Annotated in this window: 14 protein-coding genes; 9 read left to right on the top strand and 5 right to left on the bottom strand. The window is 43.7% G+C overall.

Translation table 11 applies throughout. The features are described from left to right. The first annotated feature begins 573 nt into the window (after positions 1–573). Positions 574–3,141 (top strand): primosomal protein N', encoded by a 2,568-nt coding sequence (gene priA / locus HWQ23_RS27360; protein ID WP_292835621.1) that lies wholly within the window; start codon positions 574–576, stop codon positions 3,139–3,141. A gap of 684 nt (positions 3,142–3,825) precedes the next feature. Further along, positions 3,826–5,820 (top strand): PQQ-dependent sugar dehydrogenase, encoded by a 1,995-nt coding sequence (locus tag HWQ23_RS27355; protein WP_292835619.1) that lies wholly within the window; start codon positions 3,826–3,828, stop codon positions 5,818–5,820. Positions 5,821–6,393: 573 nt separating this feature from the next. On the opposite strand, the gene HWQ23_RS27350 is transcribed toward HWQ23_RS27355, so the two are convergent. Both HWQ23_RS27350 and HWQ23_RS27345 read right to left on the bottom strand, forming a co-directional pair. Beyond that, positions 6,394–7,068, bottom strand: a complete 675-nt coding sequence (locus HWQ23_RS27350) for a response regulator transcription factor (protein WP_335128704.1) — start codon at positions 7,066–7,068, stop codon at positions 6,394–6,396. A 102-nt stretch (positions 7,069–7,170) separates the two neighbouring features. Beyond that, positions 7,171–8,274 (bottom strand): sensor histidine kinase, encoded by a 1,104-nt coding sequence (locus HWQ23_RS27345; RefSeq protein WP_375466464.1) that lies wholly within the window; start codon positions 8,272–8,274, stop codon positions 7,171–7,173. Positions 8,275–8,338: 64 nt separating this feature from the next. Here HWQ23_RS27345 and HWQ23_RS27340 point away from each other — a divergent pair, with 64 nt between their 5' ends. From HWQ23_RS27340 to HWQ23_RS27315, 6 genes are all read left to right on the top strand, one after another. Continuing rightward, entirely contained in the window at positions 8,339–8,476 is a 138-nt protein-coding gene (locus HWQ23_RS27340) for a hypothetical protein (protein WP_292835611.1), read from the top strand. A gap of 554 nt (positions 8,477–9,030) precedes the next feature. After that, entirely contained in the window at positions 9,031–10,716 is a 1,686-nt protein-coding gene (gene kdpA, locus HWQ23_RS27335) for a potassium-transporting ATPase subunit KdpA (protein ID WP_292835608.1), read from the top strand. Between the two features lie 45 nt (positions 10,717–10,761). Then, the gene (locus HWQ23_RS27330; RefSeq protein WP_292835605.1) at positions 10,762–11,112 is read left to right on the top strand and encodes a helix-turn-helix domain-containing protein; all 351 of its coding nucleotides are present in this window, start codon (positions 10,762–10,764) and stop codon (positions 11,110–11,112) included. Between the two features lie 139 nt (positions 11,113–11,251). Then, complete coding sequence (gene kdpB, locus HWQ23_RS27325) at positions 11,252–13,357, top strand: potassium-transporting ATPase subunit KdpB (protein ID WP_292835682.1); 2,106 nt, start codon at positions 11,252–11,254, stop codon at positions 13,355–13,357. A gap of 93 nt (positions 13,358–13,450) precedes the next feature. Continuing rightward, entirely contained in the window at positions 13,451–14,044 is a 594-nt protein-coding gene (kdpC, locus tag HWQ23_RS27320) for a K(+)-transporting ATPase subunit C (protein ID WP_292835602.1), read from the top strand. 380 nt (positions 14,045–14,424) lie between these two features. Further along, a complete protein-coding gene (locus tag HWQ23_RS27315) occupies positions 14,425–15,612 on the top strand; it encodes a universal stress protein (RefSeq protein WP_292835600.1) in 1,188 nt (395 codons plus the stop codon). On the opposite strand, the gene HWQ23_RS27310 is transcribed toward HWQ23_RS27315, so the two are convergent. The 3 genes from HWQ23_RS27310 to HWQ23_RS27300 all read right to left on the bottom strand — a co-directional run bounded on the left by HWQ23_RS27310 (position 15,584) and on the right by HWQ23_RS27300 (position 19,991). After that, positions 15,584–17,080: a carotenoid oxygenase family protein gene (locus HWQ23_RS27310; RefSeq protein WP_292835597.1), complete on the bottom strand. Its 1,497-nt coding sequence runs from the start codon at positions 17,078–17,080 to the stop codon at positions 15,584–15,586. The two genes, HWQ23_RS27315 and HWQ23_RS27310, sit on opposite strands and share 29 nt — an antisense overlap. A gap of 226 nt (positions 17,081–17,306) precedes the next feature. Further along, on the bottom strand, positions 17,307–18,722 hold the full coding sequence (locus HWQ23_RS27305) for a folate/biopterin family MFS transporter (protein WP_292835594.1): 1,416 nt from the start codon (positions 18,720–18,722) through the stop codon (positions 17,307–17,309). Between the two features lie 477 nt (positions 18,723–19,199). Then, entirely contained in the window at positions 19,200–19,991 is a 792-nt protein-coding gene (locus HWQ23_RS27300) for an Npun_F0296 family exosortase-dependent surface protein (RefSeq protein ID WP_292835591.1), read from the bottom strand. Between the two features lie 251 nt (positions 19,992–20,242). Here HWQ23_RS27300 and HWQ23_RS27295 point away from each other — a divergent pair, with 251 nt between their 5' ends. Then, entirely contained in the window at positions 20,243–21,502 is a 1,260-nt protein-coding gene (locus HWQ23_RS27295; protein WP_292835588.1) for an anhydro-N-acetylmuramic acid kinase, read from the top strand.

The raw sequence follows: 21,502 nt of genomic DNA, 5'->3' as shown, positions 1-21,502 counted from the left end.
TTCTGAATTATCAAATATGTCAAACCCCCCTCAAACTTTCTCAACCTTAACAAATATAAAAATCTCAGCTAATCATCCCAAGTTCTTAAACTTTCATATATTTTTCTAAATAATTTTAATGTTTAGGCGTTAGAAGTAAGTAGATAAATCGAAAACCTGGTGCTAGGGTTATGCATTCCCGATTCCAAGTTACCGAGATGATACAAATTACAATAATGGCAGGTTAATTTCGGGATGTTCTTATTTGTATAAAATATTCTCATATACAGAAAGGGTTTAATATCTATCGATAGGCGGAAAAAGGCTACTCCCTATTTAGTAGATAGAGCAACTGTTGCAGCAAGAGCCGACATGCTTTTATTTGTATAGTGGGCATCAAATATTTATTGCATGTATAGTTGATACGAATTTGTCTAGTAGATTACATAAGAGGAAACTTATCAAGTATTATGAAGGATAACAGTATTGAGAAATACTATTTAAATTCAAGAAAGCAAGAAATTAGAGTTCAGTTAGCTAGGTTAATTTTGACCAGCTATGTGAGTAAAATATTTAACTATAAAATCAGCAAGTATGTATATTAAGGACATAAAATTATCTCCTTTCGTGGTGGCACAAGCGAGTGAATCATACCAGTCAGGTGGAACTCTTAATAGGTGGGTTGAAGTACTGGTAGACTGTCCAGGAAGTACAGGACTATTTACTTATCGATTGCCAGCCCAGTTAGAAATAAAACCAGGGGATATTTTGAGCGTGCCATTTGGGGCACAACAATTAGGAGCGATCGCCATTCGGTTACTGACACAACCAAATGTCGATTTACCACCAGAAAAAATCCGGGAAGTAGAAGATATAGTCAGCGTTGGATTTTTCCCAAGTGCTTATTGGGAATTACTCAATCGAGTAGCTGCATATTACTATACGCCCCTGATTCAAGTAATCCGGGTTGCTCTGCCACCAGGGTTGCTGGGGCGATCGCAGCGTCGTATCCGCGTCATTAGAAGCCGAGGGGAGGGGAGTAATTATTTACTTGCATCTGGCAATCCTTCAGCTTTTCTGACATCAACTGCGCGGCAAATTTGGGAACTTTTACAAGCGCAGCCGGCGGGAGACTACAGTTTCGTCTACCTCCAACAAAAAGTCAAATCTGCTTATCGGGGGATTCGAGAGTTGTTGCGATCTGGTTTAGTAGAAAGCTATTTAGAACCACCACGGCTAACTCGACCAAAGCTGCAAAAAGCAGTCACACTCACAGGTACAATCGACCACGACTTAACTACTCGCCAACGAGAGATTTTGGAAATACTACGGCGGCGTGGGGGTGAGTTGTGGCAAAATGAATTACTCGTAATTTGCAATGCTAGTTCCTCTATCCTGAAGACGCTGGCCCAAAAGGGTTACATCGTCATCGAAGAACGGGAAGTATTGCGAACAGAAACAGGCCCAGCATTAGTAGGCGATGGTGCTAAATCCTTAACTACTGCCCAAGCTAACGCCCTAGAAACAATCCAAACACTAGATGGATTTGCTCAAATTTTGTTGCATGGGGTGACAGGTTCGGGAAAAACAGAAGTATATTTACAAGCGATCGCACCCCTTTTGAAAGTCGGCAAATCCGCGCTTGTCTTAGTGCCAGAAATTGGACTCACACCCCAGCTAACTGATCGTTTTCGCGCCCGTTTTGGTAATAAAGTCAGCGTTTATCACAGCGCCCTCTCAGATGGTGAACGTTACGACACTTGGCGGCAAATGCTCACAGGAGAACCCCAAGTTGTCATTGGTACCCGCAGCGCCGTTTTCGCCCCTTTGCCTAAATTGGGTTTAATTATTTTAGATGAAGAACACGACAGCAGCTTTAAACAAGACTCCCCCATACCCACCTACCACGCCCGCACCGTCGCCCAGTGGCGAGCCGAATTAGAAAATTGTCCCTTAGTGTTGGGTTCCGCTACCCCTTCGTTGGAGAGTTGGGTAAGCGTCGGAACCTCACCCCCTAGCCCCCTCTTTGCAAGCAGAGAGGGGGGACAAGAAAGAAATCAGAAGTCAGCAGGCAGGAGTTATTACTTAAGTTTGCCGGAACGGATCAATTCCCGGCCTCTACCGCCGGTGGAAATCGTCGATATGCGGCAAGAGTTGCAGCAGGGAAATCGTTCTATATTTAGTAGATCGCTGCAAGCAGCTTTGCAACAGTTGCAAGAGAAAAAACAACAGGGAATTTTATTTATCCATCGGCGGGGACACAGTACTTTTGTATCTTGCCGCAGTTGTGGATATGTCTTAGAATGTCCGCACTGTGACGTGTCGTTAGCGTATCACCACACCGAAGAAAAAGCGCCAGAATTATTGCGTTGTCATTACTGTAACTATGCGCGATCGCATCCCAAATTCTGCCCTGATTGTAGTTCCCCTTACCTGAAATTTTTCGGTAGCGGTACTCAGCGAGTAACGCAGGAACTAGCGCGACAATTCCCAGAGTTACGCTTAATTCGTTTTGATAGCGATACCACTCGCAACAAAGGCTCACACCGTACCTTACTCACACAATTTGCCAATGGCGAAGCAGATTTATTAGTGGGTACGCAAATGCTCACCAAAGGTTTAGATTTACCCCAGGTGACACTTGTGGGCGTTGTCGCCGCCGATGGATTGCTAAATTTATCAGATTATCGCGCCAGTGAACGGGCATTTCAAACCTTGACTCAAGTCGCTGGACGTGCTGGTAGAGGCGACGATCCCGGCAGAGTCATTGTGCAAACTTATACTACAGAGCATCAAGTAATTGCAGCAGTGCGATCGCACGATTATCTGTCTTTTTCTCAAGCGGAATTAGAACAACGCCAAGCACTCAATTATCCCCCATACGGGCGGTTAATTTTATTGCGCTTAAGTAGTCTTGACCCGATTCAAGTGCAGAATACGGCACAAATTATTGCTACAGCCTTGAGTACAGAAGAACAATTCGAGATATTGGGGCCAGCACCAGCGAGTATTTTACGAGTAGCTAATCGTTATCGCTGGCAGATATTGATTAAATTTGCCCCGGATGCATTGCCACAATTACCAGATTGGGAAGAAGTGCGATCGCTTTGCCCGCCGTCTGTTAGCTTGACAATAGATGTAGACCCATTAAATATTATGTGAATTAGGGACTTCCAAATAAAAAAATACTCAACTACTTCTTGTGGGGTGGGCATCTTGCCCGCCTTTCTATACGGGCGGGCAAGATGCCCACCCCACAATATTGGGTAATTTATTTGTTGGAAGTCCCTTATCTGATTATGAATTGCGTACACAATCACCGCCTAAAAATCTTTTTCTGGCGTTGCATAAATGCGGGATGAATCATGATATTACTTAGATATTGGCAGCACAGACAAAAATGAATGCCAGCAAAAGTTAAAGGGTTGCGATGATAATTTTGAAGATTTATTGCTTTTTACGTAATCATACTGCGGCAAGCTGATGACTTAGAATGTTCCCTTAAAAAAGAAGTTGGCGGGTTACGTAATTTCAAGTATTTGTAAATAATCTGTACACAGTATTCCATCCCTTGTACCCTCTAGCTTGAAAGTGCTGTTAGCCCATAGCTAGGGTTTAGCCCGTGGTGAGTATAAATATTAGTTTCCAGTCCGTTTTTTATGCTTGGTAGTGAAGTTTTTTGATTGGGACTGCCTTCTTCAAGAACAGAATGCTGTGCGCTCTAACGTTGGTGAGTGGAGTGAGCGGAGAACCGAGCAAAATAGGTTTCCCTGACCCTTGCGGTCATCATTTTCGTTTCTGTCCAGTAAAAAATCATCAGGAATAATCATTGCAAATACTTGGCCAATGTCAATAGACGACTCACGTATCAACTACGACTACAACGGCAAGGTATATATGATTTACAACATCAAACCCAAAATACTGGTATTAGCAATTGTTCAAACGATTAGTTTTCAACCAAATAGCGCTCTTGTACCATCTGAGTATAAGTATATTAAAGACATTGGTCAAGCCTACAATGATACTCGGAACTTTGGTTGGGTGCGTGAAGATAGCTTATTTGTACCAACGGCAAGCAAAAAGTTGACCACAGTTACCCGAATTGTTAATGTTACCGACGGCAAGCTGACAATTGATGCTAAAGGTGGTAACAATACCAAGCTCAACTCTATTGCGATCGCACCGGGTAAACTTCCCTCGGTCAGAACGAGCAATCTTACTGATAGTCAGACAAATGTCCCGCCAGATATCTCGATTACAGCAGACGTAAATCTCCCCAACAGTGGGATTGCGGTTAATACCCTTTCAGCCTCAACCATCAAGCTGATCGATAGCAGCACTAATACACAAGTGGATGCCAATTACAACACTTCGGGTGGCGGAGATGTGATTGTAGTATCCCCGATAAATCATCTCAAAAATAATACCAAATATTTGTTACAAATCACCGACGGGGTTAAAGATAGCAATGGTGTTGGATTCTTACCCTATAGCATCAATTTCACAACAGGCACCAAAGCCCCATCTCTAAGCAATATTAGTTTTGAGCAAATCTCACTACCGAATGTACCTGCCAAACCTTACACCACAGTATCGATTGGGCCTGACAATAAACTCTATGCTGCCACCTTACAAGGTGAGATTTTGCGCTTCCCGATCAATGCTAATGGCACTCTGGGTAAGCCACAAACGATTTCCTCATTGCAGACTGCAAATGGTGGTAACCGAACTATCATTGGTATGCACTTTGATCCCTCATCAACAAATGCTAGCAACCTAATTCTATGGGTAACAAACAACTACTACTGGAATGGAACTGTTAATGCGCCGGAGTGGAGTGGTAAAATTACTCGGTTGAGTGGTTCCAACCTAGAGACAGTACAAGACTATGTGGTTGATTTACCACGATCAAGCCGGGATCATCAAACCAACAGCATTGAGTTTAAGCCTAATCAGCCAAAAGTGCTGTATGTGTTGCAGGGTAGTAATAATAGTACGGGCGCACCAAACAATGCCTGGAGTAACCGTCCTGAGCGGTTATTAAGTGCTGCTGTATTACGAGTTGACCTGTCCAAGATCACCTCACTTCCTTTAAGCGTTAAAACGGAGGATGGAGGTACTTATAATCCCTTTAAGGCGGGAGCAGCTGTAACTATCTTTGCTAGCGGTATACGCAATGGCTACGATCTGGTTTGGCATACCAATGGTCAGTTGTATGTGCCAACAAATGGTTCAGCTGCTGGTGGCAATACGCCAAATACACCTATCCCCCTACCTCTTGCCTGCCAAAACCGGATCGATAAAGCTACTAATAGGGCTTATACCAGTCCATCCGTACCTAGCCTCAAGAATATAGGCACGCAGCGAGATTATCTGTTTCGGGTTGTTAAAAACGGTTACTATGGACACCCCAATTCTAAGCGTTGTGAGTGGGTGTTGAATGGAGGAAATCCCACAGCTGCTACAGACCCTGGTGAGGTAAAAGAATATCCCATTGGTACTCTACCTGACCGGAATTGGAAGGGTATTGCTTTCGATTTCGGAGAGCATTTTTCACCCAATGGTATCATTGAGTACCGTAGTAATGTTTTAGGTGGCAAGCTACAAGGCAAACTCCTGGTGACACGCTACAGTGCTGGTAAAGACATCATTGTGCTAACACCAGGTGGCGCAAAATTAAATATTGTAGATTTCCAAACGGGTATTACTGGCTTCACCGGTTTTAACCCAAGTCCATTGGATTTGGTTGAGAATCCGACAAATGGACATATATACGTGGCGCAACTCAATGAAGGGACTGGCATGGGCAAAATTACACTTCTGCGTCCACTGCATTAATAAGCTGAAAAACATCTAATTTGCATAACCGAATTAAACAGAACTCTTGTGGGGTGGGCCGGAAAGCCCGCCCTAATGGGAGCAAGTTAAATGTGGAACAGCTTATCAGTAGATCGAAGTTTTCCAAAAGCTTTATCAGCCCTTCATTTTAACTAAGACTTACGCATTGACAAGAAATACCAAATATGGAGCAAGGTTAAAAACCATATCTTTCGTAAGGGCACAGCATGATCTATTTACGTAGTTTACCGCCGTAGGCATCGCAGGATAATAGGACTTACGCACAGGTAACGGAAAATCGTAGACGCAAAGCGGTGAAGCAAGACTTGGAAATTGCGGGTCTTTCCTTCTCCCTCACGCGCGTGGCTAGCGCCTGCCGTAGGATGCCCGCAGGGCTGTAGGTGTAGGGAGAAGCAACTGGCGGGACACGGAGGAATAAGAGTTTGAGAGGTATTTTGCGTAAGTCCTGGATAATTAAGAAAAGCCTGAAAACTTTCTCAAGATCGTTAATTGGGATCGCGATGCATTTGTACAGTGCGTAAGTCCTAATAGTTTAGAAATTTTGCATCTCTACTAATTAATTAATAATTCTGGTGCTACCAATCCTTTTTGAATAGCTAAAACTGCGGCTTGAGTGCGATCGCGTACTTCTAGTTTCTGTAAAATAGCATGGACATGAACCCGCACTGTACCAGGGGCGATGTAGAGAATCTCAGCAATTTCTTGATTGCTTTTGCCCTGTGCTACCAGTGCCAAAATTTCTTGTTCCCGCTTGGTTAAGGGATTTTCTAAGGGTTCCTCAGTTTTTGCAGGCAGCAACACAGTAGAATTGCCCTCAAAAGCGGCTCTAATTTCTGTTGTTGCCGTTTGATCCCACCAAGAAGCCCCTGCTGCAACCGATCGCACTGCCAATATTAGAGACTCAGCAGGAATACCTTTGAGGCAGTAACCTTGCGCCCCGGCAGCAATTAACCGTGAAATCAAGGGTTTTTCAGAACGAGACGTTAAAACCAGAATTGGTAAAGTTGGGTGCTTCTGCTTGATTTGGCGACAAGCCTCAATCCCGCCAATCCCTGGTAAACCTATATCCAGCAAGACTAAATCCAGGGGATAGCGATTTGCTAATTCTACAGCTTGTTCCCCATCTTCTGCCTCTGCGACAATCTCCAAACTAGTTTCTTGTTGCAAGCGCATCCGCAGACCAAGCCGAAATAATTCATCATCTTCAACGAGCAAGATTTTTGTCATTAGTAATTGGGCATTGGGCATTGGTCATTGGTTATTGGTCATTTGTCATTGGGAAAGCAGAAGGCAAGAGTTCTTCAATGCGTGAATGCGTGAATTGATTTCTCAACTCCCCGGTGGTGGACAAGCTGGGAGTCGGAAACCAAACAGTGCGCCCCGTGGTGAGCGATTCTCTGCCCAAATTGTACCCCGATGAGCAACTATAATTTGCCTGGTCAAATAAAGCCCAAGTCCAGATCCTGAGACGTGGCGATCGCTATGTCCTTGATAAAACCTTTCAAATAAGTGGGGTAACTCTTCTTCGGTAATGCCGGAACCAGTATCAAGTATTTTTACCACTTGATCGCTAGAATAACCTTCAAGTACTACTTCCACTTTACCGCCACGCGGGGTATGGTTAATACCATTACTCAAAAGATTGGTGAAGACTCGCCCAAGTTGCAAAGAATCGCCATTTACCCAGAGAAAGCTGCGAAAATCTGATTCGCCATAGTGCAGAGAAATATAAACCTGACGTGTTCTCGCTAGTTCACTCAGGGTAGCGATGATCTCCTCCGCCACTGTCACTAAATTAACAGGTGATATCTGTAGTTTCAGCCCTTCAGCATCATTGCGGTATACATCTAAAAGCGTTTGGACTAATTGTAGTGTACTCCGATGACTACGAGCCATTGTTTGGAGAACTTTTGCTTGCATTGGCGTGATTTCACCAAATTGCTCATTTTGAAAATATTTCAGCGTTTCAATTGCTCCTAATAGGGGTGTTTTCAAATCATGCGTTAGGGTAGAAACAAAATCTTCCCGCATGATAGCTAGTTGTTCTTGGGAACGTAATTGTGCTTGCGTATAAGCGATCGCTTCTTCATTGCGGTGGTTGCGATCGCTTAACCAACCCGTTACCACCAACGCCAACACTGCAATCAACCTATTTGCCAACGTTGGGGGATGAATCATTTCTCCTCCGGGAACAAACAAATTCAATAATGTTAATCCTGTCGCTGCAAGAGTGACTGCTAATACTGCTCCCCGATTCAATCGATAATCTGCTAACAAAATCGTCCCTGTGTAGAGGTAGCCAAATACGTACTCAGATGGTGTCAAATATTCCAACGTGATCACGATAGCAAAGGTGATCGCTATTAGCCCATATGTCTCCCTACGCTCACTTATAGCTTCTTTCATAGTCACTAATCGACTTAACATCGTCATTTCTGATTTACTAAAAAATCGCGATCGTACAATCTGTATAACTATTTAATTTAATTCACCAATTATGGTTTATCTTCAATCTATATCTGCAAATGCCAACTTGAGAATTAATCCTAAAATTACGTTTATCCAGCCAGATGCAGTCAAGGTAACTGGGGAATGGGGAATCGCGGTAATGGTCATTGGAGACTGGGTAGTTTGACCACAACGAGCGGCGTATCTACCACAATCTTCTCAATCCCTAATCCCATTAATAAAATCCTCTGGGATATTTATATTCTTTGAAAGTAGCAAACTTGGAAAAAGTATTGTATAAACAAATAATCCTAACTAGTGAGATAAATGAATTAAGACTAAAAATTAAATATTCTTAACAAAAATTTTAACAAGTATCTGGAAAATAGTATTGAATAAGAATTCAGACGCTCTCTACGAACGCAAATAGCGTGTCGCAGATAGACGCTCTTGCTAGCTTGCTTGTATTGTAAGGGTACGTGGACTTACTACCGACTACGCTATCAGTAGGGGATTCAGACCCGCCACTACGAAAGTTGACCACAAAACAATAAAATTTGGTGGGGGTGCAAAAACGCCGGTTATTCATTCGCCAATCGGATTTCAATTCATTCTGAATTCTGACGACTGACGCATGTATTCTGTTTCGGTAAATCCCTTGAAATAAAATACTCCAACAGTTAATTTGTTATTTCTAAGAATTGGCTTGCTAGCACTTAAATTTAATTGAGCGCGAAATATATGGGACAAGGTTTTTTGCAAATAGGCTTAACGCTGTGTATTGTCATAGCAATCACTCCGCGATTGGGAAGATACATAGCGCGTGTCTTCTTGGGAGAAAGAACACTGCTTGATTTTTTAATGAACCCGATAGAGCGAAGTATGTTCGTACTAGCGGGTGTTCGCAGGAAGGATGATATGACGGGTTGGCAGTATATCGTGGCTGTACTGTACAGCAACATTCTCATGGGTATTTCAGTATATTTGCTGATATACTTTCAGAGACTCTTGCCCTGGAATCCTAACGGCTTCGGTGCGCCGGACTGGGATGTATTGCTGCACACAACCATTTCATTTGTGACGAATAGCGACCAGCAACACTATGCTGGTGAGACAACCTTAAGCTATTTTAGCCAGGTAGCGGCATTAGGCTTTTTGATGTTCACCTCCGCAGCTACCGGTTTATCTGTGGGAATTGCCTTTATTCGCGGGTTAACGGGTAGAGGACTGGGAAACTTTTACGTCGATCTCGTCCGTGGAATTACGCGAATATTGCTGCCGATTTCGATTATTGGCGCGATCGCCTTGGTTGTAACAGGTGTACCACAAACATTAGCTAAGACTTTGGATGTGAGAACCTTAGAAGGCGGGACGCAATATCTTGCCAGAGGGCCAGTAGCATCCTTTGAAATGATCAAACTTTTCGGCGACAACGGCGGAGGCTTTTTTGGCGTCAACTCAGCACATCCCTTTGAAAATCCCAATGGCGCTTCTAACTTGATAGAAATGATCGCGATGATTTCTATACCAGCAGCCTTAATTTACACCTACGGTATATTTGCCAACAACATCAAACAAGCTTGGCTACTTTTCTGGATGGTGTTTGTGATTTTTGTAGTTCTGGTGGGGGTAGCAGCCGTGGGAGAACTGCAAGGTAATCCCCTGGTTAATACCGCCTTTGGATTAGAACAGCCCAATTTAGAGGGTAAAGAAGTTCGATTTGGCTGGGCACAAACGGCATTTTGGGCAGTGATGACTACTGCTACTATGTCTGGTGCTGTGAATGGGATGCACGATTCTTTGATGCCGCAAGGACTATTTTCGACTCTCTTCAACTTATTTATCCGCGTTATCTGGGGTGGTCAGGGAACTGGAACAGCTTACTTATTTATTTACTTAATTGTCACAGTGTTCCTAACTGGACTAATGGGAGGACGCACCCCAGAGTTTTTAGGACGCAAAATTGAAAAGCGGGAAATCGTCCTCGCCGGCGTGGTGCTGTTGATTCACCCAATTCTAGTTTTGATTCCCAGTGCGATCGCCTTGGCTTACCCCATCTCTCTATCTGGAATTAGCAACCCTGGCAATCACGGTATTTCTCAAGTAGTTTATGAATACGCCTCAGCAGCAGCAAATAATGGCTCCGGCTTAGAGGGGTTGAGGGATAACACCCTGTGGTGGAACTTGAGTACTTTAGTTAGCTTAATCGCAGGACGCTACATTCCGATGATTGCCATACTGCTGTTAGCTCACGGCATGTCTGGCAAACAACAAGTACAAGAAACCCCTGGTACCCTGAGAACTGATTCTCTGGTATTTACTACTATCACGGCTGGAGTGACACTGGTTTTGGGAGTGTTGGCTTTCTTTCCCGTTATGGCTTTAGGCCCGATAGCTGAAGGTTTGAAACTAGCATCTGGCAGTTAGAAAAGTTATGAGTTAGTTCATAAATATAGAATAGAGGATTTTGATATGCTTTGGGTCGTAACCCCTGATAGTTGCTACTTCATTCCATCATCAATCTCATTTGCCAAAGAATCTGTAAATGGAGTTAAGCTTTATTCCAAGTGGGATGCTTACAAAGTGTCTGTCCCTTTACCATTGCAATCAGAATCTGGCGAATATTTTGATAGTCGTAAATATAAACGACGTTTAACCCATGAGGATAAAGCAAAAATAGATGAATTAATTGATCAAGGACAGAGCCAACGTCAAGTGCCACAATTGCTTGAAATTAATAGAGGTACAGTAAATACTTATCTGGGACGCAAACGCAAACTTGCTGAGGCTAATTTTCTCAAAGATCCCAATAAAGTAATCTAGGAAATCTAACCTCAATACCTGTATGTTTCAGGAAATACTCTTTCCTGGTTACAAGCCCCAACCGAAAAGTCGGTGGGGCAGTTGACTGTAAGTTCCTAATAACTGCTAACTTCTACTTCTTAACTCCTAAACTTTATTTATAAATCAAGTGGCAACTAACTTCAAAGCTAGACGCCCAAATTCTCGTCCTGGCGATCGCCGCCAAGCACGTAAAAAGGCCAGGACAAGTAATAAGTGGCTGTACTTAAGGGCAATTAGGGATGCTTTTGTGAAGCTAAACCCTAAGTATGCAATCAAAAACCCAGTAATGTTTGTGGTTTGGGTGGGGACAATCATCACCCTATTGCTAACAATTGATCCCAACCTATTTGGGCCAGCCCTGCAAAAGAACCCGCAAGTTTTCAACGGCTTATTGTCAGGGATTTTATTCTTGACAGTTTGGTTTGCCAATTTTGCTGAAGCACTGGCACAAGGGCGGGGTAAAGCCAAAGCCCATGTCTTGCGATCAAGAGTGGCAGAAGCGATCGCTAAAAAACTTGCTCTTGATGGCACAATTAGTGAAGTTTCATCCACCAGCCTCAAACAGGGCGATACCATCTACGTCGTTGCTGGTGATCTCATCCCCGCCGATGGCGAAGTAATCATGGGTGTCGCCTCCGTAGATGAATCAGCAATTACTGGGGAATCCGCACCAGTATTAAAAGAATCAGGCTCCGAGGTTGCTAGTTCCGTCACTGGTGGGACGCGGATTATCTCAGATGAACTGATTATCCATATCACATCTGACCCAGGCAAAGGTTTCATTCACCGGATGATTGCCTCCTTAGAAGGGGCAGAACGCAGCAAAACACCCAATGAAATTGCCCTAACGGTATTGCTGGCAGTTCTAAGTTTAATGTTTTTGTTAGTCGTGGCCACTCTGCCCGCACTTGCCTACTATGTCAACAGTCCAGTCAGCATCCCAATTTTGATTGCCCTATTAGTGGCGTTAATTCCTACAACCATTGGCAGCTTACTAAGTACCATCGGCATTGCTGGTATGGATCGAGTTGCCCAATTTAACGTCATTGCCGCCTCAGGAGGAGCAGTCGAAGCCTGTGGTGATGTCAACACTTTAGTTCTCGACAAGACAGGTACAATTACCCTTGGCAACCGCCTGGCGGAAGAGTTTATTCCGCTAGGGGGTCATTCAATGTCGGAAATTGCTAATGTTGCGTGGGCGGCTAGTGTCTTTGACAATACACCAGAAGGTAAATCCATTGTCCGACTAGCAGAAAATTTAGGCGCACGGTTTGATTTTGACTCCAGTCAGGCAGAAGGAGTCGATTTTTCCGCAAAAACACGCATAAGTGGCACTAACTTACCTGGTGGACATGAGGCCAGAAAGGGAGCAGTAGAAGCGATTAAAGGATTTGTCCGTTCCCGCAACGGCCGCGAGACCCCAGAATTGAATGCTGCCTACGAACGAGTTTCTCGCCTGGGAGGTACACCCCTAGCAGTCAGCCTAGATAACGAAATCTATGGGATTGTTTATCTTAAAGATATTGTCAAACCTGGTATCCGCGATCGCTTTCTTGCACTGCGACGGATGGGAGTGCGTACCATCATGCTAACTGGAGACAACCGAATTACAACTTCTGTCATTGCCAAAGAAGTTGGGGTGGATGACTTTATTGCCGAAGCCACACCAGAAGAGAAAATCAGCGTCATTAAAAAGGAACAAGCAGGAGGCAAACTGGTTGCGATGACGGGAGATGGAACTAACGATGCTCTAGCATTAGCCCAAGCTAACGTCGGCGTTGCGATGAATACAGGGACACAAGCTGCAAAAGAAGCCGCCAACATGGTCGATTTGGACTCCGATCCCACAAAGCTGCTCGATATCATTAGCATTGGCAAACAATTGTTGATTACTCGTGGTGCATTGACGACATTTTCTATCGCTAATGATATTGCTAAATACTTTGCAATTATCCCAGTGATATTTGTTGCTGTTAACCTGCAAAGCCTGAATATTATGAATTTGACTAGCCCGAAGTCTGCTGTACTATCAGCGCTGATTTATAATGCTTTAATTATTCCCGCTTTGATTCCCTTGGCATTGAAGGGTGTGCGATTTAGACCCCTGACAGCTAATCAGCTAGTCCAACGCAATATCTTAATTTATGGCTTAGGTGGCGTGATTGCGCCGTTTATCGCCATTAAGTTGATCGATATACTAATTACAGTTGTGGGCTTGGCTTAAGGACGCTGGTAAACGAGCACATCTTGACCAAATTGGCGCACCGACCACATCAAAAATTAAAAATAAAATATTAGCAGCAATTGGAAAATTTTTATGGCTATTATTCGAGAAACTATCAGAGCAATTTTTATAACTCTAATGCTTTGGTTATTGACTGCAATCATCTATCCTCTGATAATCCTTGTAGTAGGTCAAGCTTTTTTCCCTTACCAAGCTAATGGCAGCATCAGGCTGAATCAAAATGGTGAACCAATTGGTTCGGCTTTGATTGGTCAGGTGTTCACATCTGATCGCTATTTCCATCCTCGTCCCAGTACTGTTAGATATAGCCAAGGCAAAAGAGCCAAGCCAACTGGCATCTCTGGAGCCAGCAATCTCGCTGCTAGCAATCCAGAACTACTCAAGCGGATTCTAGAACAGGCAAATCAATTGCGAGACGAAAATCTTCAACCGATCGCTGATATAATTTACACTTCTGGCTCCGGTTTAGATCCGCATATTTCCTTGAAAGCAGCACGGCAGCAATTGACACGAGTTGCTAGTGCGCGGGGAGTAAAAGAAGATGAAATCCTACCTTTAATTAATAAGTTTACTGATGGCAGATTTTTATGGATTTTTGGTGAGCCGGGAGTCAATGTTCTCCGATTGAATTATGCTCTTGACGTGCAAGATTTTTCTCGTCAGTAAAATCAGTGAGTGGGGAGTGGGGAGTGGGGAGTGGGGAGTGGGGAGTTAAGAATAAATAGATAACTTTTTTGTTACTCTCTGCGGCTGTGCGCGAACCATAAAAGGATATTTTAAAATATTCGTGCAAGACATACCATAAACCAATACGCTTGGGTTAAGCATTTTTTTCTCTTCTCTGTGTTTACTCTGCGCCTCTGCGGTAGCTTGCGGCAAGCCGATGCAGCGTCTACGTTAAAAATTTGGCTTTGATAAAGAGTTTTAGCCTTAACTGAACCGTATTGCACCATAAACAAAGTGAGTACAAAGCGCACGCTACACAAACACAACAAAGGATGAAAATATCTACTCCCCACTCCCTACTCCCTACTCCCTATTTTAAAATGTCAGATAATAGTAATACTAGTTCGGCAGGCACTCCTTTAAATTCTGCAAATTACTCGCTTTATCCGCCACGACGGCGGGGCAAGCATAAAATCTTTATTGGCATGGCTCCTGGAGTAGGCAAAACCTACCGGATGCTGGAAGAGGCACATTCACTCAAACATGAAGGAATTCATGTCGTCGTTGGGCTTTTGGAAACCCACGGGCGCAAGGAAACAGCTCAGAAGGCAGAGGGATTGGAGATTTTTCCCCGCAAGCAATATCTTCGGGATGGATTGATGCTAACGGATATGGATACAGATGCTATTTTAAAGCGATCGCCCCAATTAGTCTTAATCGATGAACTTGCCCATACTAATGTCCCTGGTTCACCACGCGAAAAACGCTACGAAGATGTAGAAATAGTTTTGGCAGCAGGTATTGATGTCTACTCCACAATGAATGTGCAACATTTGGAAAGTCTCAATGACTTAGTAGCCAGAATTACAGGTGTGGTAGTGCGTGAGCGGGTTCCTGACAGGATTCTAGATGATGCAGATGAAATAGTGGTAGTGGATGTTACACCTGAAACCCTACAAGAACGGTTATTAGAAGGGAAGATTTATGCACCCCAAAAAATCCAACAATCCCTTGATAATTTTTTCCAACGCCGTAATCTGATTGCTTTGCGGGAATTGGCTTTGCGCGAAGTAGCAGACAACGTAGAAGAAAATGCGATCGCCACTATTCCTAACGGCCAATCCTGTAATATTCACGAGCGGGTTTTGGTGTGCATATCCACTTATCCCAACTCAGTGCAGCTGTTACGCCGGGGTGCGAGGCTGGCTAACTATATGAATGCCCCACTTTATAGCTTGTTCGTTGCCAATCCAGAACGCTTCCTCACCAAGCAGGAAAGCCTACATATTGACACTTGTGAGAAACTTTGTAAAGAATTTGAAGGTACTTTTCTTCGTGTTACCAACAGTAACGTAGCCAATGCGATCGCTGAAGTCGCCGGTAAATATCGGATCACCCAAATTGTTATTGGTGAAAGTCAGCGATCGCGTTGGCAAATGTTCCTCAAAGGATCTTTGACGCAAAAATTGGTGCGCTTACTCAAAAACATTGATTTGCATATCATTTCCAGTGAAAAAATGGTTTCACCGAAAGAGGGGATCAAATTTCTTCAAAAAGCTCAGAAGTAAAGCTCCCATGCAGACCATAGGGGATATGATGCTTCAGATGTAGCCGTGCGATCGCTCCTTTAGAGAAATCACTAGCATCTAAAATTACCAAATCTGAACGGTGATGGGTAGCATCATAAACTAAAGCTAATACCCAACCATCATCTTCTTTTTCAGAACCTGGGCGCGGGACAAAAATCGGTTCACCGACAAAACCACGGGGTGCAGCACTCCAAAGTTGTCTTTCAAGAGACTCTAAATCAATTTTCAGCAATGCTTGTAAGGGAGCATTACCAGTCTCCGCATGAGCCGCACCTATATATAGATATCGATAAGGGCGTGCCACATTCGCCGGATGTATGCTGGGAAATTCACAACATCGGCTCTCAATCAATTCCCGCCCGACTGTCCCATCTTTTAGATTCAGACAAAATCGCCAAAGTTGCCCAGGTGAAATTGCCTCAAAATCAACTTGTCGAAAATCGCTTTTGGGTTCCACTTCTGGTAAATTTTGGTAACAAATGGAGTCAATCAAAACTTCGTCTCCTACCTCAAAAGCATTAACATGGTGGAAGACAAAACCAGACTGAGTTTCCAGAAATTTTATCTCGAGTTGCCCTTCTTTGGGGAAGCGGGGAATAATTAGAATTTGAGTTGGCTGATTTGGCTGAAATTTGATACATTCTCCCGCCGCACGTATTCCCAAAGCGAAAGGTATGGGATTGAAAGTGACAGGATTTTGAAAGAAGATGCAGTAATTGGGAGTAATGACAAAATCATGAATGAAACAGAAACCAGGAACCTTATGAGCGTGCTGCCTGACAATTTCACCTGCTGGGTTTAGCTCGAAAATAGTAATTGTGGTAGATAATCCCGGCTTAATCGAGAAATTTACCAAGCAAGGTGCGCCCCCATCTTGCTCACAATTCTTTTCCAAACGGGGATGTGCAGCGAAAGCTTCACCTGCTGACAAAGCACCATTAAAATATTCATTCCCCAAGGTTTCAAGAGTATAAGGATCGAGACGATATCCTTCAGAGGCTTCCCATAGTGCGAGCAGTTTACCACCCCAATAGATAACATTTGTATTGGCGATATTTTTGAGTTTGAAGTCAAAAATATTAGCTAGCCAACCGCCGGGTTTGTGAGTACCAAAAGTACCGCGATAGAGAATTTTTCCCGCCTTTTGCTCTGCCAAATAGCCAGTTGTGCGGACAAAGCGGTTGCGAAAATGGGCACGACCATTGGTAAAGGTAAATTTGCTAATCATCCCATCCCCATCAAAAGGGTGATGAAGAAGTTGCCCATTCACATCCAGCAAACCGGGGCCATTTCTAAATAGCGTACCTTGTAACTCTCTGGGAATTTGTCCTTCTATATCATCAATCCAATAATCAAACTCTTGGGTGAGAGATTGATATCCTCCTTGCCAGTCTGCACGGGTGTAGGATTTTTCTGCAACTTGGCTTTCTTGACTTTTCAAATGCATATACTTTGTTCTCTTGTTATTTTGCACGAGGATATGTAGACACTCAAAATGACTTTTTTGTAGATTTACTACACTAGTTACTAAGCTGAAAAACATCTAATTTGCATAACCGAATTAAACAGAACTCTTGTGGGGTGGGCCGGAAAGCCCGCCCTAATGGGAGCAAGTTAAATGTGGAACAGCTTACAACGGTAAGGCAGCGCACTACCTCTACTTAGCGTGAGATTTATTCGACTATTTTCGACTCTGGTTCTCTCAGTACCAACTCAGACATCAAATCTGGCAAAAACACTTGTTCCTCATCTTTGGGTGTCTCAGCTTGTTCTTCAGCAGCAGGTAGCCAGTTGATAAATGGTAGGGGTAACAGCGTGCTGAGGTTAGTAATTAGCACCAATAGCCAAAGTGATTCAAAGTTCGTTGCGGTGATCCCCAACCAATAGGTGATTAATGCCCCAAATGCATGGGAAACTGTTCCTGCTGAATTAAACACCGACATTAACAAGGCAAATAATGTCGCTTCCACACCAGAGGGACAAAGCCTTGCTGCTAGCACCATCACTTGCATAAAGGCAATTTTCCCCATCACAGAGAGAATCAGACTATCACCCAAACTAAACCAGTGGTCATCTATACCTAGCCGTCTGTTTGTGTGAGTCACTAACAACAGCATTGTCATCCCTAAAATTGAGGAAAGGACAGTACTCCAAGCAAAAATCACGCGAAAAGGGATGCTTTTGAGGAAACGTTGAAAAATCCAAACACCTGCTAAAGAAGCGAAACTTGTCACCAAGTGGACTCGCCCCAAAAATTCTGGTTCAAAGTGGAGTTCGTTGGTAGAGAAGTAGAAAAAGGCTGAGTCAGCATTTGGGGTAGCTTGCCAGATGAAGATAAACGCCGTTGGTAGCCAAATTGTTTTTTGGCTAATGGCTTGGCGTAGCTGCCCCAGTTGATGTTTGATTGGTAAAGGGTTGGTGTGGTTACTATCTTGAGCATCTTTGCTAACCGGGGACTCAGCAATTAACCAAGCTACCCCTGAAACGATCAGAGGGAATAAGGCGGTAATTCCAAAAACAGTACGGCTAGTAAAGTATTGAAGCAGCAGACCGCTAAAGTATGCTGTTATCAAACCTCCGATCGCAGAAGCACCCCAGCACAGAGATTGTAATGAACCGGCTTTCGCTTGCGATTCGCCTCTAGCCCGTTCTACAACCAGCGAGTCAACTATGACATCACTCATGGCGACAGAGAGAGAACTAAGAGCGATCGCTAAGGTAGCTGCCCAGCTAGTATGAACTATTGTGGCCAGACTCGCCCAAGAAGCAGTTCCCAGTATCCCGGATAAAATCAAATAAGGACGCCGACGATAGCCAAATATCGGCAACCCATCAGAAATAAAACCAAACACCGGCTTGATCATCCAAGGTAGGAAGACAATTCCCAACAGCGCCGACACCTGGACGGGACTCAGCAGCAGTTCATCTTTGAGGAAAAAGCTAACGGCTAGACGCGATAATCCTAAAATTCCTTGGACAAAATAAACGGTGAGAATTGCAATTAACTCTGCATTAGGTTCATTACCCAAGAAGATTTTTTGTGTTAATGAGTCTTTGACCTTGGACAAGCCAGATGATTGAAGCACCATTCGATAAATATTTTTTAAGTTTTATCTACTTTTCTATCATATCGATTCTTAAAAAGTCGGCTTTAGGATCAGCTCTATCCCAAGTTAAGCCTGTAGGCTGGGTAATAACGACATCTCCAAGCTAAAGCAGGAGCCAATCCCAGCATTATCTAAGTGTTGTAGAGTGGCTGCTGATAAAATAAATAGGGCGAGTTTACCTAAGTAAGCTCACCCAAACTTGTATTTAATGTTGACTTCTGGCTGGAACTTCTGAAATTTTGCCTACGGCACGCTACGCGAACGTGGAGCCTGGGAGTAAGGCATAGAGAAAATCAGGCAAATCTTACTGAGCTAGAATTGGTATCTTTAATAAGATTGCTTTAAAACGCTGCTATGAAAGTGGCGATCGCTTGAGATTGACATTCCCGCAAATTTCATCACAAGTGCAGAAGACCCTTAATGTGAGCTAGAAATTGTCTTGTTTGCAAGCCGCTAGACTTATGACAATTGCAAAACTGACTTTTTGTTGACTCGACGAGTCAGAACTGAAGCAGCACCCACAAAACCAATCACAAAAACTCCTAATAGAGAAGAAGACTCAGGAACTGCTTTGGTAACTACATCACCGATGATACTCTTGTAGCCAGTGGCGACTGTGTGATTATCTGATTCAAAACCAGTTCCGCCAATATTGGTGAATTGAACCTGATCAAAAGTTCCGGCAACATCGTAGAAGTTGATGAACGCATAAGGTTCTCCAGTATTTTGAGTTGGCGAATTAGGATTACCGTAGTAGCTGGCTTTATTTGCTAGCTTTCCGATATAACTAACCACATCAGCAGTAGTGATAGTTTCTACAACCTTACCTTGTGAAAGAAATGTAAGTACGTTATTAGCGTCTCCCGCAGACCACCAAAGCCCAAAGTAACTTTGTGCGGTTGTCAAATTTAGGGTAGAAAGCGTTTGACCAGATATGTTGGCGTTTACATCAAAATATTTGCCTGTTCCACCAGCACCACCATATTGGTCTGCATTCTGGATCAGAGTATTCTTATAGCTACCAACATTTGTCGTTCCATCATTCGATTGGAAGCCTGTTGTAGTGTAACCTTGTGTTTGTCCATCAAATGTTTGTACATGAGCATTCACAAGATTTGATAATTGTGCATTTTGTACGCCTGCGTTTTCTATTGATACCGTAAAAGACGAAGCCATTACAGGGCGGGTAAGAGTAGCTAAGGACAAAACAACACTAGAAGCGATCGCGGACTTGATTAAAAGATTTTTCATTTTAGAATGCTTCTCGGTTTTAAAATTCTTTTCGTTCAACGCTCATTGTCCGATGTGCTTATAGATTTCAACATCAGAAGGATTACTACTTTTTCGATTTGCTTCCGCCCAGATAAAAATGTAATTTATTGAACTTCATTTAGAGGAAAATTACTGATATTATGTTCTCTGATGCCTATCGCTTTATGTAGAAAGCGCAAAGTTATCAGTGCTAAATTGTAAACAAACTTTTTTTTATAAAAGGTGCATAAATGCATCCGACTGAAGAAGCTGCTGTCTTTACTCGCGTTATCGGTTTAATTAGTGGCACATCCGTAGATGGCATAGACGCTGCGTTGGTAGAGATATCTGGTACAGAATTGGATCTCAAAGTTGAGTTGCTAGCCGGAGCAACATATCCTTATCCAGCCGAACTCAGAGAAAGAATATTGGCAGTTGGTGCAGGCGTTGCCATCTCAATGGCAGAATTGGCACAAATAGATGATGCGATCGCCATTGTCTTTGCCCAAGCCGCCCAAAATATTCAAATTGGTCATCAGCCAGCCACTCTCATTGGCTCCCACGGTCAGACGGTTTATCATCGACCACCTGGGGAAGCAAGGGAGCAGGGGAGCAGGGGAGCAGGGGGAGCAGGGGAGCAGGGGAGGAGAGAAATCTTAATTTCTAACTCCTCACTTAGCACTCCCTTGGGTTACAGTCTCCAACTAGGGCGCGGTGCATTAATTGCCCATATTACGGGCATTACAACGGTGAGCAACTTTCGCGTTGCTGATATCGCTATTGGTGGTCACGGTGCGCCCCTCGTGCCCAGAGTAGATGCCTATTTACTCAGTCATCCTGAAGAAGGGCGTTGTATTCAAAACATTGGCGGTATTGGTAATGTTGCTTATATTCCGCCTCGGCATGGGGACTGGCTCTCAAAAATTCGCGCTTGGGATACTGGCCCAGGAAATAGTCTATTGGATCTAGCGGTGGAGCATTTAAGCGCTGGTGCTAAAACTTACGATGAAGATGGCAATTGGGCAGCGAGTGGTACTCCTTGCCATCCATTGGTAGAAGAATGGCTCAACCAAGACTACTTTCATCTACCGCCACCCAAATCTACTGGTCGAGAGTTATTCGGTGTGACTTACATGCATCAGTGTTTAAAAGATGCTCAAGCATACCAACTCAATCCTGCCGACGTATTGGCAACTCTCACCGAACTTACAGCTGCTTCAATTGTTCATAGTTACCGCACTTTTTTGCCGGAAATGCCACAAAGGGTATTATTATGTGGCGGTGGTAGTCGCAATCTCTATTTGAAACGTCGATTAGAGTTATTGTTGCCATCAATACCAGTCTTGACTACAGATGAAGTTGGTTTGAGTGCAGATTTTAAAGAAGCGATCGCCTTTGCAGTTTTAGCCTACTGGCGACATTTGGGTATTCCTGGCAACCTACCTACTGCCACTGGGGCACCTCAAGAAGTGCTTTTGGGAGAAATTTACAAGAAAGACTGGGAAGTTTGA

Source organism: Nostoc sp. JL33, assembly GCF_017114985.1.
Lineage (GTDB): Bacteria > Cyanobacteriota > Cyanobacteriia > Cyanobacteriales > Nostocaceae > Nostoc.
The sequence above is the reverse complement of the archived record's forward strand: the minus strand, read 5'-3'. Positions and strand labels throughout refer to the sequence as shown.